This window comes from Pseudomonas sp. GW822-FHT04H02 (assembly GCF_058800645.1).
The window spans coordinates 592,162-606,558 of sequence record NZ_JBXAMM010000001.1 but is presented as its reverse complement, the minus strand read 5'-3'; the positions used below and the strand labels follow the sequence as shown (position 1 = coordinate 606,558).

The window sequence follows — 14,397 nt, the reverse complement described above, 5'->3', positions numbered from 1 at the left end:
TTTTCCTTTTCAATTGGACAGGCGCCGAGCATGGCGCAAAACCCCGGAAAGCGCCTTGATGAAGGTCAAGCACGGCGTCCTGCAAGGGCTCAAGCTGTCTGCGGGCTGAACAGGAAAACACCCGTAGAAATATTTTTTTACATCTATGCAGATTTTTCACAACTTTGAGATCAGAGTGATATCAAGGCGACAAGGAGTCGAAACGTACTTGGCTGTATCACTCCAACCTGCAAGGTGCCTTTATGGTGACAAGAAACATGAAACTGACTTCCAGGGCGCTACTGAGTTTCGGCGCCATCTGTGTACTGCTGATTGGTCTGGGAGGGCTGGCACTGTGGAAAATGGGACAGATTCACGACGCGGCACTGGATCTGCAAACCAACTGGCTGCCCAGCGTCAGGCAAGCCACGAAAATCGAATCCGGCACCTTGCGCGTGCGCCTGGAAGCACTGCACTACGCCACTGAGAACGATGCCCAGAAAGCCGCTTCGCTGGACAAGCTGGGGACCCTGAAGGCCAGCCTGGCCCAGGCCATCAAGGATTACGAACCGCTGGTTTCCAGCGCCGAGGAAAAAACCACCTTTGATCAGGTCAAGCGCGGCGCCCAGGACTACCTGGACAAGCTGGCGGTGCTGATCGAGAGCAGCAAGACCAACACTGCACAACAAACCAGCGACTACATCAACCAGGTCACCGTGCCCCTGGCCAACACCCTGCAGTCCGCCATCGAGGCACTGATCGCCATCAACGAAAACGGCGCCGAGCACTCCGCCAACCAGGCAGGCCAACAGTTCGACACCGGCCTGACCCTGACCTCGGTGATCATCGTCCTGGCGATTGTCCTGACGATCCTCATCGCCACCCTGTTCACCCGCAGCATCATCCGCCCGGTGCTGTCGCTGCTGGCCACCACCCAGAAGATCGCCGAGGGCGACTTGCGGGCCCAGGTGGACGTCAGCGGCCAGGACGAGCTGACCGACCTGCAGAAATCCACCCAGGCCATGCTCGACAGCCTGAAATCCACCATCCGCCACATCGCCGATTCGTCCACCCAACTGGCTTCCGCGGCCGAGGAAATGAGCGCCATCACCCGCGAGTCCAACGCCGGCATCCAGCAACAGAGCATGGAGACCGACCAGGCCGCCACCGCGGTCAATGAAATGACCGCTGCGGTGGAGGAAGTGGCACGCAACGCGGTGTCCGCCTCGCAATCCACCCAGGCCTCCGAGCGCTCGGCCGGGCTGGGCAAGGAGCGGGTCGAGCAGACCATCCACTCCATCGAGAAACTCACCGGCACCGTGGAACACACCCGGCTGGAAATGGCCGGCCTGGCCCAGCAGGCCCAGGACATCACCAAGGTCCTGGATGTAATCCGCGCCATTGCCGAGCAGACCAACCTGCTGGCCCTGAACGCCGCGATCGAGGCCGCCCGGGCCGGGGAACAGGGCCGCGGCTTCGCCGTGGTGGCCGATGAAGTGCGCGCCCTCGCCCACCGCACCCAGCTCTCGACCCAGGAGATCGAGCAGATGATCCAGGGCATCCAGAGCGGTTCGAGCAAGGCTATGCTGTCTATGCAGCAAAGCAGCGAGGACGCCAGCCAGACCCTGGCCATCGCCCACGAGGCCGGCGCCGCCATCGGTCATATCACCCAGGCCATCAGCGAAATCAACGAACGCAACCTGATGATCGCCACCGCCTCGGAGGAACAGGCCCAGGTGGCACGCTCGGTGGACCAGAACCTGATGAGCATCCGCGACCTGTCGCTGCAAAGCTCGTCCGCCGCCAGCCAGACTTCCATCGCCAGCAGTGAACTGTCGTCACTGGCGGTCAGTCTGAACAAACTGGTGGCACGCTTCTCCCTCTGACCGGGCGCGACCGGTCAAGCGGTTCAGGATAAGTAACGGCAAGGAGCGTTATCGATCAGCCAGCCCGGGCCGCCTCTTGGCGCCCGGGCCGGTCTGAATCAGGTGGGGGGCTCGACCGTGCTCAAACTCATTTCCGTGCAGCAGTTGCAGATGGGCATGTATATCCACCAGTTCTGCGGTTCGTGGCTGGACCATTCGTTCTGGAAAGCCGGCTTCGTGCTCAATAGCCACGCCGACCTACAGCGCCTGCGCCAGTCCAATGTCAGCAGCCTGTGGATCGACTCGGACAAGGGCCTGGACCTGCCGGCGAACCCGCAGCCCAGCGCGCCGGCCGCCCAGCCGCCGCTCAAGGGCGAAGCCCCGCTGCGGGTCGAGCGGGCCGAGGAAATCCAGCGTGCGCTGAAGATCTGCGCCCACTCCAAGAAGGCGGTGATGCAGATGTTCCAGGAGGTGCGCATGGGCCAGGCCATCGAGCTGGTCCAGGTGGACGAGCTGGTGCACAACATCTCCAGCTCGCTGCTGCGCCACCCCGACGTGCTGATCAGCCTGGCCCGGCTCAAGACCGCCGACGACTACACCTACATGCACTCGGTGGCGGTCTGCGCGCTGATGGTGGCGGTGGCCCGGCAACTGGAGCTGCCGGTGGAGCAGGTGCACCAGGCCGGAGTCGCCGGGCTGCTGCACGACATCGGCAAGCTGACCATCCCCGACAGCATCCTCAACAAACCGGAAAAACTCTCCGCCGACGAGTTCGAGCGGGTCAAGCTGCACCCTGCCGCCGGTGGTGCCATCCTGCGCCAGAACCCGCAGCTGGACGCGCTGGTGCTGGATGTGTGCCTGCACCATCACGAAAAGATCGACGGCAGCGGCTACCCGCACCATCTGGCGGGGGAGCAGATCAGTCTGTTCGCACAGATGGGCGCGGTCTGCGACGTGTATGACGCCGTGACCTCGACCCGCCCCTACAACCGTGGCTGGGACCCGGCCGAAGCCTTGCAGCGCATGTCCGGCTGGACCGGGCATTTCGGCCCGCGGGTGTTGCAGGCCCTGGTCAAGTGCGTGGGCATCTACCCGGTGGGTTCCCTGGTGCGCCTGAACAGCGGCAAGCTGGCTGTGGTCCTGGAGCAGAACAGCGAGTCGCTGCTGCTGCCCAAGGTCAAGGTGTTCTTTTCCACACGCTCGAAGATGCCCCTGCCGCAACGGGTCCTGGACCTTTCACGGCTGCAGGGCGAGGAACACATCGTCGCCCGGGAAGCGCAAGAGGCCTGGGACTTCAAGCAACTGCAACAGCTGTGGAGCGAAGTCCCGGCCTGAACCTCAGGTGCCCAGGGTCAGGCCGTTGGCCGGCAAGGGCAGCGCGGTCTTGTAGCGCACCTGCTTGAGGGCAAAGCTGGAACGGATATTGGCCACCCCGGGGACCTTGGTCAGGAAATCCATCATGAAGCGTTCCAGGGACTGGATGCTGGGCACCAGCACCCGGATCAGATAGTCCGGATCACCGGCCATCAGGTAGCACTCCATCACCTCCGGGCGGTCGGCGATGGCCTCCTCGAAGTGCTGCAGGGCCTCTTCCACCTGCTTCTCCAGGCTGACGTGGATGAACACATTGACGTGCAACCCCAACAGGTCGGCATCCAGCAGGGTCACCTGCTCGCGGATCAGCCCCAGCTCCTCCATGGCCTTGACCCGGTTGAAGCACGGGGTGGGAGAAAGATTCACCGAGCGGGCGAGGTCAGCGTTGGTGATGCGGGCATTCTCCTGAAGACTGTTGAGAATGCCGATATCGGTACGGTCCAGTTTGCGCATGAGACAAAACAACCTGTTTTTTATGTTTATGCAGATTTTTTATCTGCAAATACCGTCCAGCGCAATGAAACAGAGATAAATATTCTTCTACGCCCGGCCTATGATGTTTGTAGGACAAGATTTCTCTTACCCAGGGAATGACTGTCAGCTAGCGCGCCCAATTACAAGAAATCCACAAGATCGAGCGTAGAAAGCCATGACCCCAGCGTATGCACCGCTACGCCTGCACGTTCCCGAGCCCTCGGGGCGTCCCGGCTGCAAGACCGACTTCACCTACCTGCGTCTGAACGATGCCGGCCTGGCCCGCAAACCTCCTATCGATATCGAACCTGCCGACTGCGCCGACCTGGCCCGTGGCCTGATCCGCGTGCTCGACGATCAGGGCAACGCCCTGGGCGACTGGGCCGCGGACGTGCCTGTGGAGATCCTCCGCCAGGGCATGCGCGCCATGCTCAAGACGCGGATCTTCGACAACCGCATGGTGGTCGCCCAACGGCAGAAGAAGATGTCCTTCTATATGCAGAGCCTGGGCGAGGAAGCCATCGGCAGTGCCCAGGCCCTGGCGTTGAACATCGACGACATGTGCTTCCCCACCTACCGCCAGCAAAGCATCCTGATGGCCCGGGAAGTGCCGCTGGTGGAGATGATCTGCCAACTGCTGTCCAACGAGCGCGATCCGCTCAAGGGGCGCCAGCTGCCGATCATGTACTCGGTGAAGGAATCCGGGTTCTTTACTATCTCCGGCAACCTGGCGACCCAGTTCGTGCAGGGCGTGGGCTGGGGCATGGCCTCGGCGATCAAGGGCGATACCAAGATCGCCTCGGCCTGGATCGGCGACGGCGCCACCGCCGAGTCGGACTTCCACACCGCCCTGACCTTCGCCCACGTGTATCGCGCACCGGTGATCCTCAACGTGGTCAACAACCAGTGGGCGATCTCCACCTTCCAGGCCATCGCCGGCGGTGAAGCCACCACCTTCGCCGGACGCGGCGTGGGCTGCGGCATCGCCTCCCTGCGGGTCGACGGCAACGATTTCATCGCCGTCTACACCGCCTCGCGCTGGGCCGCCGAACGTGCCCGCCGCAACCTTGGCCCGACCCTGATCGAGTGGGTCACCTACCGCGCCGGCCCCCACTCCACCTCCGACGACCCGTCCAAGTACCGCCCGGCCGACGACTGGAGCCACTTCCCCCTGGGCGATCCGATTGCCCGCCTCAAGCAGCACCTGATCAAGATCGGCCAGTGGTCCGAAGAGGAACACGCCGCGGTCAGTGCCGAGCTGGAAGCCCAGGTCATCGCCGCCCAGAAGGAAGCCGAGCAGTACGGCACCCTCGCCGGCGGCCAGATCCCCAGCGCCGCGACCATGTTCGAGGATGTCTACAAGGACATGCCCGAGCACCTGAAACGCCAACGCCAGGAACTGGGGATCTGAAATGAACGATCACAACAACAATATCCAGCTGGACACCGCCATGACCACCACCACCATGACCATGATCCAGGCCCTGCGCTCGGCCATGGATGTGATGCTCGAGCGTGACGACAACGTCGTGGTGTTCGGCCAGGACGTGGGCTACTTCGGCGGCGTGTTCCGCTGCACCGAAGGCCTGCAGGCCAAGTACGGCACCTCGCGGGTGTTCGACGCGCCGATCTCGGAAAGCGGCATCGTCGGCGCGGCCATCGGCATGGGCGCCTACGGCCTGCGCCCGGTGGCGGAAATCCAGTTCGCCGACTACGTCTACCCGGCCTCGGACCAGATCATTTCCGAAGCCGCGCGCCTGCGCTATCGCTCCGCCGGCCAGTTCACCGCGCCCATGACCCTGCGCATGCCTTGCGGCGGCGGGATCTACGGCGGGCAGACCCATAGCCAGAGCATCGAGGCGATGTTCACCCAGGTCTGCGGCCTGCGCACCGTGATGCCGTCCAACCCCTACGACGCCAAGGGCCTGTTGATCGCCTCCATCGAGAACGATGACCCGGTGATCTTCCTCGAACCCAAGCGCCTGTATAACGGCCCCTTCGACGGCCACCACGATCGCCCGGTAACCCCCTGGTCGAAACACCCGGCGGCCCAGGTACCGGACGGCTACTACAAGGTCCCCCTGGACGTGGCGGCCATCGCCCGCCCGGGCAAGGACGTGACCATCCTCACCTACGGCACCACCGTCTATGTGTCGCAAGTGGCGGCCGAGGAAACCGGCATCGACGCCGAGGTCATCGACCTGCGCAGCCTGTGGCCCCTGGACCTGGACACCATCGTCAAGTCGGTGAAGAAGACCGGCCGTTGCGTGGTGGTGCATGAAGCCACCCGTACCTGCGGTTTCGGCGCCGAACTGGTGTCGCTGGTGCAGGAACACTGCTTCCACCACCTGGAAGCCCCGATCGAGCGCGTCACCGGTTGGGATACGCCGTATCCCCACGCGCAGGAGTGGGCATATTTCCCAGGGCCGTCCCGAGTGGGCGCGGCGCTGCAACGGGTCATGGAGGTCTGAATGGGCACGCACGTAATCAAGATGCCGGACATCGGCGAAGGCATCGCGGAAGTTGAACTGGCGCAGTGGCACGTCAAGGTCGGCGATCAGGTAGTGGAAGATCAGGTTCTGGCAGACGTGATGACCGACAAGGCGATGGTCGACATCCCCTCCCCGGTGCACGGCAAGGTCATTTCCCTGGGCGGCGAGCCCGGTGAAGTGATGGCGGTGGGCAGCATCCTCATCAGCATCGAGGTCGAAGGCGCGGGCAACCTCAAGGAATCCGCCCAGGCAGCCGCACCGGCGGCAAAAGAGCCGGCAGCTATTAATAAGCCCGTGGCCACCGCGCCAGTGGCCCAAGCCCCCAAAGCGGAAAAACCCGTCGCCAGTCCAGCAGCAGCCTGCCGCCCAGCGCCCCAGGCACCGGTGGCCCGGGAAGCCGACGAGCGTCCGCTGGCCTCGCCGGCGGTGCGCAAGCATGCCCTGGACCTGGGTATCCAGCTGCGCCTGGTGCAAGGCAGCGGCCCGGCCGGGCGCATCCTGCACGAAGACCTGGACGCCTACCTGGCCCAGGACAGCCAGCCGCTCAAGGGTTACTCGGCGCCAGGGGCCGGCTATGCCGAGCGCCATGATGAAGAGCAGATCCAGGTCATTGGCATGCGCCGCAAGATCGCCCAGCGCATGCAGGAGTCCAAGCATCGCGCCGCGCACTTCAGCTATGTCGAGGAAGTGGACGTCACCGCCCTGGAAGAGCTGCGCATCCACCTCAATGAAAAGCACGGCGCCACCCGCGGCAAGCTGACCCTGCTGCCGTTCCTGGTGCGGGCCATGGTCGTCGCCCTGCGCGACTTCCCGCAGATCAACGCCCGCTATGACGACGAAGCCCAGGTCATCACCCGCCACGGCGCGGTGCATGTCGGGGTCGCCACCCAGAGCGACGTCGGCCTGATGGTACCGGTGGTGCGCCACGCCGAAGCCCGCAGCCTGTGGGGCAACGCCGAGGAAATCGCGCGCCTGGCCCAGGCCGCTCGCAGCGGCAAGGCCGCCCGGGATGAACTCTCCGGTTCCACCATCACCCTCACCAGCCTCGGCGCGCTGGGCGGGATCGTCAGCACGCCGGTGCTGAACCTGCCGGAAGTGGCGATTGTCGGGGTCAACCGCATCGTCGAGCGGCCCATGGTGATCAAGGGCCAGATCGTGATTCGCAAGATGATGAACCTCTCCAGCTCCTTCGATCATCGGGTGGTCGACGGCATGGACGCTGCGCAATTCATCCAGGCCATTCGCGGCCTGCTCGAACAACCCGCCACGCTGTTTGTGGAGTAAGACATGCAACAGACTCTCAATACCCAACTGTTGATCATCGGCGGCGGCCCTGGCGGTTATGTGGCGGCCATCCGCGCCGGCCAGCTGGGCATCTCCACCATTCTGGTGGAGGGCCAGTCCCTGGGCGGCACCTGCCTGAACATCGGTTGCATCCCGTCCAAGGCGCTGATCCATGTCGCCGAGCAGTTCCACCAGACCCGCCACCACAGCCAGGGCTCGGCCCTGGGCATCGAAGTGGCGGCGCCAACCCTGAACATCGGCAAGAGCGTGGAATGGAAGGACGGCATCGTCGACCGCCTGACCACCGGGGTCGCCGCGCTGCTGAAGAAAAACAAGGTCCAGGTGATCCAGGGCTGGGCCAGGGTCATCGACGGCAAGACCGTGGAGATCGAAGGCGCCGATACCCGCATCCAGTGCGAGCACCTGCTGCTGGCCACCGGTTCGAAAAGCGTCAACCTGCCGATGCTGCCCATCGGCGGGCCGATCATTTCCTCCACCGAGGCCCTGGCACCCAAGACCCTGCCCAAGCGCCTGACCGTGGTCGGCGGCGGCTACATCGGCCTGGAACTGGGCATCGCCTACCGCAAGCTCGGGGTCGAGGTCAGCGTGGTGGAGGCCCAGGAACGCATCCTGCCCGCCTACGACGGCGAACTGACCCAGCCGGTGCTGGACTCGGTGAAGCAGTTGGGGATCAAGCTCTACCTCAAGCACAGCGTGCTGGGCTTCGATGCCGCCAGCAGCAGCCTGCAGGTACGCGAGCCCAATGGCGACACCCTGAACCTGGCCACCGACCAGGTGCTGGTGGCGGTGGGCCGCAAGCCCAACACCCAGGGCTGGAACCTGGAAAGCCTGAACCTGGACATGAACGGCGCGGCCATCAAGATCGACCACCGGTGCCAGACCAGCATGCGCAACGTCTGGGCCATCGGCGACCTGAGCGGTGAGCCGATGCTCGCGCACCGGGCCATGGCCCAGGGCGAGATGGTCGCCGAGCTGATCGCCGGCAAGCACCGGGAATTCAACCCGGCAGCGATCCCCGCGGTGTGCTTCACCGACCCGGAACTGGTGGTGGTGGGCAAGACCCCGGACGAGGCCCGCGCTGCCGGCCTGGATTGCATCGTCAGCAGCTTCCCGTTCGCGGCCAATGGCCGGGCCATGACCCTGGAATCGAAAAGCGGTTTCGTGCGGGTGGTGGCCCGAAGTGACAATCACCTGATTGTCGGCTGGCAGGCAGTGGGAGTCGGAGTCTCCGAGTTGTCCACGGCGTTCGGCCAATCCCTGGAAATGGGCGCGCGCCTGGAAGACATCGGCGGCACCATCCACGCCCACCCGACCCTGGGTGAAGCGGTCCAGGAAGCAGCGCTGCGGGCACTGGGCCACGCCCTGCATCTGTAACCATTCAAGGGGCACACAGGACAGTGCCCAGGTAGGAGCGAGCTTGCTCGCGAAAGAGCTGGCGGGGATAGCCAAGCGTTCGCGCCGGGGCCTTCGCGAGCAAGCTCGCTCCTACAGGGGTATGGGGCTGTTAGGGGGGAAGCTTCATAAGCAGGCTAAGTTTTTTTTGCGCCCCCTCCCATCGTCCGGGATGCGGCACGCCCCCGGAATGCAGTATTGTTGTGCCCATCCAAAAAAACGTCAGAAGCCTTGAGCCGTTCCGACGGTTGTTAAGCGATAGAGGGTGTCATGGGTAACGAAAGCATCAATTGGGACAAGCTGGGTTTTGACTACATCAAGACAGACAAGCGCTATCTGTCGCACTGGCGTAACGGCGAGTGGGACGCAGGCACCCTGACTGAAGACAATGTGCTGCACATCAGCGAGGGCTCCACCGCCCTGCACTATGGCCAGCAATGTTTCGAAGGCCTCAAGGCCTACCGCTGCAAGGACGGTTCGATCAACCTGTTCCGTCCGGACCAGAACGCCGCACGCATGCAGCGCAGCTGCGCCCGCCTGTTGATGCCGCAGGTCTCCACCGAACAGTTCATCGAAGCCTGCAAGGCCGTGGTCAAGGCCAACGAACGCTTCATCCCGCCCTACGGCACCGGCGGCGCGCTGTACCTGCGCCCGTTCGTGATCGGCGTCGGCGACAACATCGGCGTGCGCACCGCGCCGGAGTTCATCTTCTCGATCTTCGCCATCCCGGTCGGCGCCTACTTCAAGGGCGGCCTGACCCCGCACAACTTCCTGATCTCCAGCTACGACCGCGCGGCGCCTCAGGGCACCGGCGCGGCCAAGGTCGGTGGCAACTACGCCGCCAGCCTGATGCCCGGCGCCCAGGCCAAGAAGGCCAGCTTCGCCGACTGCATCTACCTCGACCCGCTGACCCACAGCAAGATCGAGGAAGTGGGTTCGGCCAACTTCTTCGGCATCACCCATGACGACAAATTCGTCACCCCCAACTCGCCATCGGTACTGCCGGGCATCACCCGCCTGTCGCTGATCGAGCTGGCCAAGACCCGCCTGGGCCTGGAAGTGGTCGAAGGCGACGTGTTCATCGACAAGCTGGCGGACTTCAAGGAAGCCGGTGCCTGCGGTACTGCCGCGGTGATCACGCCGATCGGCGGCATCGAGTACCAGAACAAGCTGCACGTGTTCTACAGCGAAAAAGAAGTCGGCCCGATCACCCAGAAGCTCTATAAAGAGCTGACCGGTGTGCAGACCGGCGACGTCGAAGCGCCAGCGGGCTGGATCGTCAAGGTCTGATTCCCCCCCTGCTTCAGCCGAGCCCGCCCCTGGTTGCCAGGGGCGGGCTTTTTCATGCCTGGAATCTGCCTCTTCGTTCCGGGCAGACCGGCGTCAGACTTTTCTTGCGGAGCTCTGGCAACGGTCTATATGATAAGCGTTATCATTCGCAACCTCCCGACCCCGGTAATTTTCCGCCATGCCTGCTCCCGCCCAAGCCAGCGATCTGACCCAGCTGTATCGCCAGCAACATCAGTGGCTGAAGAACTGGCTGCGCCTGCGACTGAATTGTTCCCACAGCGCTGCCGACCTGGCCCAGGACACCTTCCTGCGGCTACTGGCCAAGCCTGAGCCGGTGCAGATCCAGGCGCCCCGCAGCTTCCTGGCGAAGGTGGCGCAGAGCGTGCTGAGCAACCACTACCGGCGCCAGAAGCTGGAGCGGGCCTATCTGGAGGCCTTGCAGTACGTCCCCGCGCACGTGGTGCCGGACCTGGAAACCCAGGCCATCCTCCTGGAAACCCTGATGCAGTTGGACGCCGTGCTTGAACGCCAGGAACCTGCGGTGCGCCAGGCATTCCTCTGGTGGCAACTCGAGGGCCTGGGCCATGAGCAGATCGCCGAGCGCCTGCAAGTCTCGGTGACCACGGTCAAGCGCTACATCATCAAGGCCGGTGCCCAGTGCATCCTTCTCGACGACAGCCTGGGCTCGCTGTGAATCATCCGCTGAGCAGCAACGCAAATGCAGAACCCCAGTCCATCGACATCGCCATGGCCGAACAGGCCATGCAATGGCAACTGGACCTGCAGGAACCCCAGGTCAGTGCCGCCACCCTCGCCGCCTGGCACCGCTGGCGGCAGGCCCACCCTTTGCACGAAAAAGCCTGGCAGCGGGCCGAAACCCTAGCTCAACGCCTGCAGCAGGTGCGCAGCCAGGGCCACAGCGAGCTGGCCCGGGCCACCCTGGTGCCGAACCTCGGCCGCCGTCGTGCCCTCAAGCAACTGGGGCTGCTGCTGGTCACCGGCGCCGGTGCCTGGGCCGCGCGGGACACAGCCCTGGTACAGGACTGGAGTGCCGACTACAGCACCCGGGTCGGCCAACAGCGGCGTATCACCCTGGCGGACCAGACCCGGGTCCAGCTCAACACCGATACCGCCATTGCCCTGCGTTTCGACCGCCAGCAACGGCGCATCAAGCTGCTGCGTGGCGAACTGCTCCTGACCCTGGCACGCCAGGATTCGCTCCCGGCCCTCCAGGTGGAAACCGCCGAAGGCTGGATTGAAACCAGCACAGCACGCTTCAGTGTGCGCCAGCTGGCCGGGCGCACCGAACTGGCGGTGTACCAGGGCAACCTGACCCTGCGCCCCCGGGATGGCGGGCAGCCAGCACTGTCCCTGGGAGCCGGTGAACAGGCACGCTTCAACCGCCAGGGCTTGCTGCTGCGCCAGGCACAGAACGCCACGCAACCAGCCTGGAGCCAAGGCATGCTGGTGGCCCAGGGCCAAGCCCTGGCGCAGTTCCTGGAAGAACTGGGCCGCTACCGTCACGGGCACCTGGGCTGCGATCCAAGCCTCGCCCAGTTGAAGGTTTCCGGCACCTTCCCCCTGGCCGACACCGACCGCGTGCTGTTCGCCGTGGCCCGGACCCTGCAACTGGAGGTGCGCCAGTTCACTCGCTACTGGGTCACCCTCAAGCCCCGTACCGCCCTGAGCTGAAAATAATGTTGCAACAAGGTGGTCTGTTTTTCGTGCTGGCGAGACTTACCCCCCAGAACATTCATTTGCATGGGGAGCAACACATGTCATCTGCAGTAACGCAGCGCCGCCACCGAACCTTTTCACTCAAGCAGAATCTGGCCGGCGCCGTGGCCCAGGGCCTGGTCTGCCTTGGCGCAAGCACCGCGACCGTGCTGTTGCCCACCTGGGCGCTGGCAGCAGAACAGGCCCAGGTCGAGTTCGATATCGCCCCCGGCAACCTGGCCAGCGCCCTCACCCGCTTCGGCCAGAGCGCGCACATTTTGCTGTCCTACCCGGCGAGCCTGACCGAGGGCCGCAGCAGCCCCGGGCTGCGCGGCCGACATGATGTCGACAGCGGCCTGGCCCTGCTGCTCAGCGGCACCGGGCTGCAAGCGGTGCGCGGCGCCAACGGCGACTACTCCCTGCAACCCCGCGGCAACGGTGCCAGCCTGGAGTTGAGCCCGGTATCGATCTCCGGCAAGGCGCCGGGCTCCACCACCGAAGGCACCGGCGAATACACCACCTATTCCTCCAGCAGTTCCACACGCTTGAACCTGACGCCCCGGGAGACCCCGCAGTCGATCACCGTGATGACCCGCCAGCGCCTGGACGACCAGAACCTCAGCACCCTCACCGACACCCTGGAAGCCACCCCGGGGATCATCGTCACCCGCGACGGCCTGGGGGCGGAAACCGACAGCTACTGGTCCCGTGGCTTCGCCATCCAGAACTACGAGATCGACGGCGTCCCCACCAACACCCGCCTGGACAACTACTCCCAGAGCATGGCCATGTACGACCGGGTGGAAGTGGTGCGCGGCGCCACAGGCCTGATCAGTGGCATGGGCAACCCGTCGGCGACCATCAACCTGATCCGCAAGCGCCCTACCAGCGAGGCCCAGGCCAGTATCACCGGCCAGGCCGGCACCTGGGACCGCTATGGCGGCGGGGTCGACGTCTCCGGCCCGCTGACCGACAGCGGCAATGTGCGCGGGCGCCTGGTGGCCGACTACAAGACCGAAAGCGCCTGGGTCGACCGTTTCAAGCAACAGACCCAACTGCTGTACGGCATCAGTGAGTTCGACCTCAGCGAGGACACCCTGCTGACCCTGGGCTTGAGCTACCAGCGCACCGACGTCGACTCGCCGCTGCGCACCGGCCTGCCGACACGTTTCAGCAGCGGTGAGCGTACCAACTTCAAGCGTTCCACCAACACCTCCCCGGACTGGTCCTACAACGACCACCAGCAGACCAGTTACTTCGCCTCCATCGAACAGCAGTTGGGCAACGGCTGGAGCGGCAAGATGGAGTTCACCCACGCCGAGAATCAGTTCGACGAGCTGTTCAATTTCGCCATGGGCTCGGTCAACAAGGACGGCAGCGGCCTTACCCAACTGCCGGTGCGTTTCTCCGGTACCCCGCGCCAGGACAACCTCGACCTCTACCTCACCGGCCCCTTCAGCCTGTTCGGCCGCGAGCATGAGCTGATCGGCGGCATGACCCTGTCCCAGTACAAGGAGCGCACCCCGAGCTGGGGCGGCTGGCGCTATGACTACGCCGGCTCCCCTGCCGGCCCCATCGACAACCTGTTCGACTGGGACGGCCACTCGCCCAAGCCCAGCCAGAACGTGAGCGGCAAGGCGTCAATCGATGAAAACCAGTACGCCGCCTACCTGACCTCGCGCCTGAGCCTGACCGACGACTTGAGCCTGATCCTCGGTAGCCGGGTCATCAACTGGAGCAGCGACAGCTCCGACCGCCCCTACGGCGGCGACGAAACCAAGGTCAAGCGTGAAGAAAACGGCGTGTTCATTCCTTACGCCGGGGTGGTCTACGACCTCGACGACACCTGGTCGGTGTACGCCAGCTACACCAGCATCTTCAACCCCCAGGCGTCCTGGGTGCGCAGCGAAGACAACAAGCCCCTGGACCCGATGGAAGGCAAGGGCTACGAAGTCGGGATCAAGGGCAGCCACTTCGACGGCCGCCTGAACTCCAGCCTGGCGCTGTACAAGCTGCAACAGGACAACCTGGCGATCTGGCAGCACGACAACGTCTACAGCTCCGAGCAGGACACCACCTCCAAGGGCGTGGAACTGGAGTTCAACGGTGAGCTGGCCGAAGGCTGGCAAGCCTCCGCCGGCTACACCTACTCGGTCACCACTGACGCTGATGACCAGAGGATCACCACCGGTGTACCGCGCAACAGCTTCAAGACCTTCACCAGCTATCGCCTGCAAGGTCCGCTGGACAAGCTGACCGTGGGCGCAGGAGTCAACTGGCAGAGCAAGATCGGCGGCGACCTGCACACCTTCACCCAGGGCAGCTACGCGGTAACCAACCTGATGACCCGCTATGACATCAGCCGCAACCTCAGTGCCTCCCTCAACCTGAACAACCTGTTCGATCGCACCTACTACAGCAACGCGGGTTCCTACGGTAACTACGGTGCACCGCGCAACCTGATGACCAGCTTCAAGTACAGCTTCTGATGACCGCCGAACCGCGCCGGG

Annotated in this window: 11 protein-coding genes; 10 read left to right on the top strand and 1 reads right to left on the bottom strand. The window is 64.2% G+C overall.

Going from position 1 to position 14,397, the window contains the following annotated elements:
- Nucleotides 1-242 precede the first annotated feature (242 nt).
- Both AC1RMG_RS02960 and AC1RMG_RS02955 read left to right on the top strand, forming a co-directional pair.
- On the top strand, nucleotides 243-1,865 hold the full coding sequence (locus AC1RMG_RS02960) for a methyl-accepting chemotaxis protein (RefSeq protein WP_015635271.1): 1,623 nt from the start codon (nucleotides 243-245) through the stop codon (nucleotides 1,863-1,865).
- Between the two features lie 117 nt (nucleotides 1,866-1,982).
- The gene (locus AC1RMG_RS02955; protein WP_342403576.1) at nucleotides 1,983-3,179 is read left to right on the top strand and encodes a cyclic di-GMP phosphodiesterase; all 1,197 of its coding nucleotides are present in this window, start codon (nucleotides 1,983-1,985) and stop codon (nucleotides 3,177-3,179) included.
- A 3-nt stretch (nucleotides 3,180-3,182) separates the two neighbouring features.
- Here AC1RMG_RS02955 and bkdR read toward each other — a convergent pair whose 3' ends face one another.
- Entirely contained in the window at nucleotides 3,183-3,671 is a 489-nt protein-coding gene (bkdR, locus tag AC1RMG_RS02950) for a Bkd operon transcriptional regulator BkdR (RefSeq protein WP_011060831.1), read from the bottom strand.
- A gap of 196 nt (nucleotides 3,672-3,867) precedes the next feature.
- On the opposite strand from bkdR, the gene AC1RMG_RS02945 reads away from it, so the two are divergent.
- The 8 genes from AC1RMG_RS02945 to AC1RMG_RS02910 all read left to right on the top strand — a co-directional run bounded on the left by AC1RMG_RS02945 (nucleotide 3,868) and on the right by AC1RMG_RS02910 (nucleotide 14,376).
- Nucleotides 3,868-5,103 carry a 3-methyl-2-oxobutanoate dehydrogenase (2-methylpropanoyl-transferring) subunit alpha gene (locus tag AC1RMG_RS02945; RefSeq protein WP_065363800.1) on the top strand — a complete coding sequence of 412 codons (1,236 nt, stop codon included), beginning with the start codon at nucleotides 3,868-3,870 and terminating at the stop codon, nucleotides 5,101-5,103.
- Nucleotide 5,104: 1 nt separating this feature from the next.
- A complete protein-coding gene (locus AC1RMG_RS02940; RefSeq protein WP_011060829.1) occupies nucleotides 5,105-6,163 on the top strand; it encodes an alpha-ketoacid dehydrogenase subunit beta in 1,059 nt (352 codons plus the stop codon).
- Nucleotides 6,164-7,468, top strand: coding sequence for a dihydrolipoamide acetyltransferase family protein (locus AC1RMG_RS02935; RefSeq protein WP_125063593.1), 1,305 nt, complete (start codon nucleotides 6,164-6,166; stop codon nucleotides 7,466-7,468).
- A gap of 3 nt (nucleotides 7,469-7,471) precedes the next feature.
- Nucleotides 7,472-8,863 (top strand): dihydrolipoyl dehydrogenase, encoded by a 1,392-nt coding sequence (gene lpdA, locus AC1RMG_RS02930; protein ID WP_041117646.1) that lies wholly within the window; start codon nucleotides 7,472-7,474, stop codon nucleotides 8,861-8,863.
- A 288-nt stretch (nucleotides 8,864-9,151) separates the two neighbouring features.
- The gene (locus AC1RMG_RS02925) at nucleotides 9,152-10,171 is read left to right on the top strand and encodes a branched-chain amino acid aminotransferase (protein WP_011060826.1); all 1,020 of its coding nucleotides are present in this window, start codon (nucleotides 9,152-9,154) and stop codon (nucleotides 10,169-10,171) included.
- A 178-nt stretch (nucleotides 10,172-10,349) separates the two neighbouring features.
- Complete coding sequence (locus AC1RMG_RS02920; protein WP_041117642.1) at nucleotides 10,350-10,865, top strand: sigma-70 family RNA polymerase sigma factor; 516 nt, start codon at nucleotides 10,350-10,352, stop codon at nucleotides 10,863-10,865.
- The gene (locus tag AC1RMG_RS02915) at nucleotides 10,862-11,863 is read left to right on the top strand and encodes a FecR domain-containing protein (RefSeq protein ID WP_236203567.1); all 1,002 of its coding nucleotides are present in this window, start codon (nucleotides 10,862-10,864) and stop codon (nucleotides 11,861-11,863) included. Before AC1RMG_RS02920 ends, AC1RMG_RS02915 begins: the two co-directional genes overlap by 4 nt.
- Nucleotides 11,864-11,946: 83 nt before the next feature.
- Complete coding sequence (locus AC1RMG_RS02910) at nucleotides 11,947-14,376, top strand: TonB-dependent siderophore receptor (RefSeq protein WP_125063591.1); 2,430 nt, start codon at nucleotides 11,947-11,949, stop codon at nucleotides 14,374-14,376.
- The last annotated feature ends 21 nt before the right edge of the window (nucleotides 14,377-14,397 follow it).

Bases quoted from the DNA above. Each gene is read 5' to 3' on its own strand.
- AC1RMG_RS02960 (WP_015635271.1), top strand. From the start codon at position 243: ATGGTGACAAGAAACATGAAACTGACTTCCAGGGCGCTACTGAGTTTC.
- bkdR (WP_011060831.1), bottom strand. From the start codon at position 3,671: ATGCGCAAACTGGACCGTACCGATATCGGCATTCTCAACAGTCTTCAG.
- AC1RMG_RS02945 (WP_065363800.1), top strand. From the start codon at position 3,868: ATGACCCCAGCGTATGCACCGCTACGCCTGCACGTTCCCGAGCCCTCG.
- AC1RMG_RS02940 (WP_011060829.1), top strand. From the start codon at position 5,105: ATGAACGATCACAACAACAATATCCAGCTGGACACCGCCATGACCACC.
- AC1RMG_RS02935 (WP_125063593.1), top strand. From the start codon at position 6,164: ATGGGCACGCACGTAATCAAGATGCCGGACATCGGCGAAGGCATCGCG.
- lpdA (WP_041117646.1), top strand. From the start codon at position 7,472: ATGCAACAGACTCTCAATACCCAACTGTTGATCATCGGCGGCGGCCCT.
- AC1RMG_RS02925 (WP_011060826.1), top strand. From the start codon at position 9,152: ATGGGTAACGAAAGCATCAATTGGGACAAGCTGGGTTTTGACTACATC.
- AC1RMG_RS02920 (WP_041117642.1), top strand. From the start codon at position 10,350: ATGCCTGCTCCCGCCCAAGCCAGCGATCTGACCCAGCTGTATCGCCAG.
- AC1RMG_RS02910 (WP_125063591.1), top strand. From the start codon at position 11,947: ATGTCATCTGCAGTAACGCAGCGCCGCCACCGAACCTTTTCACTCAAG.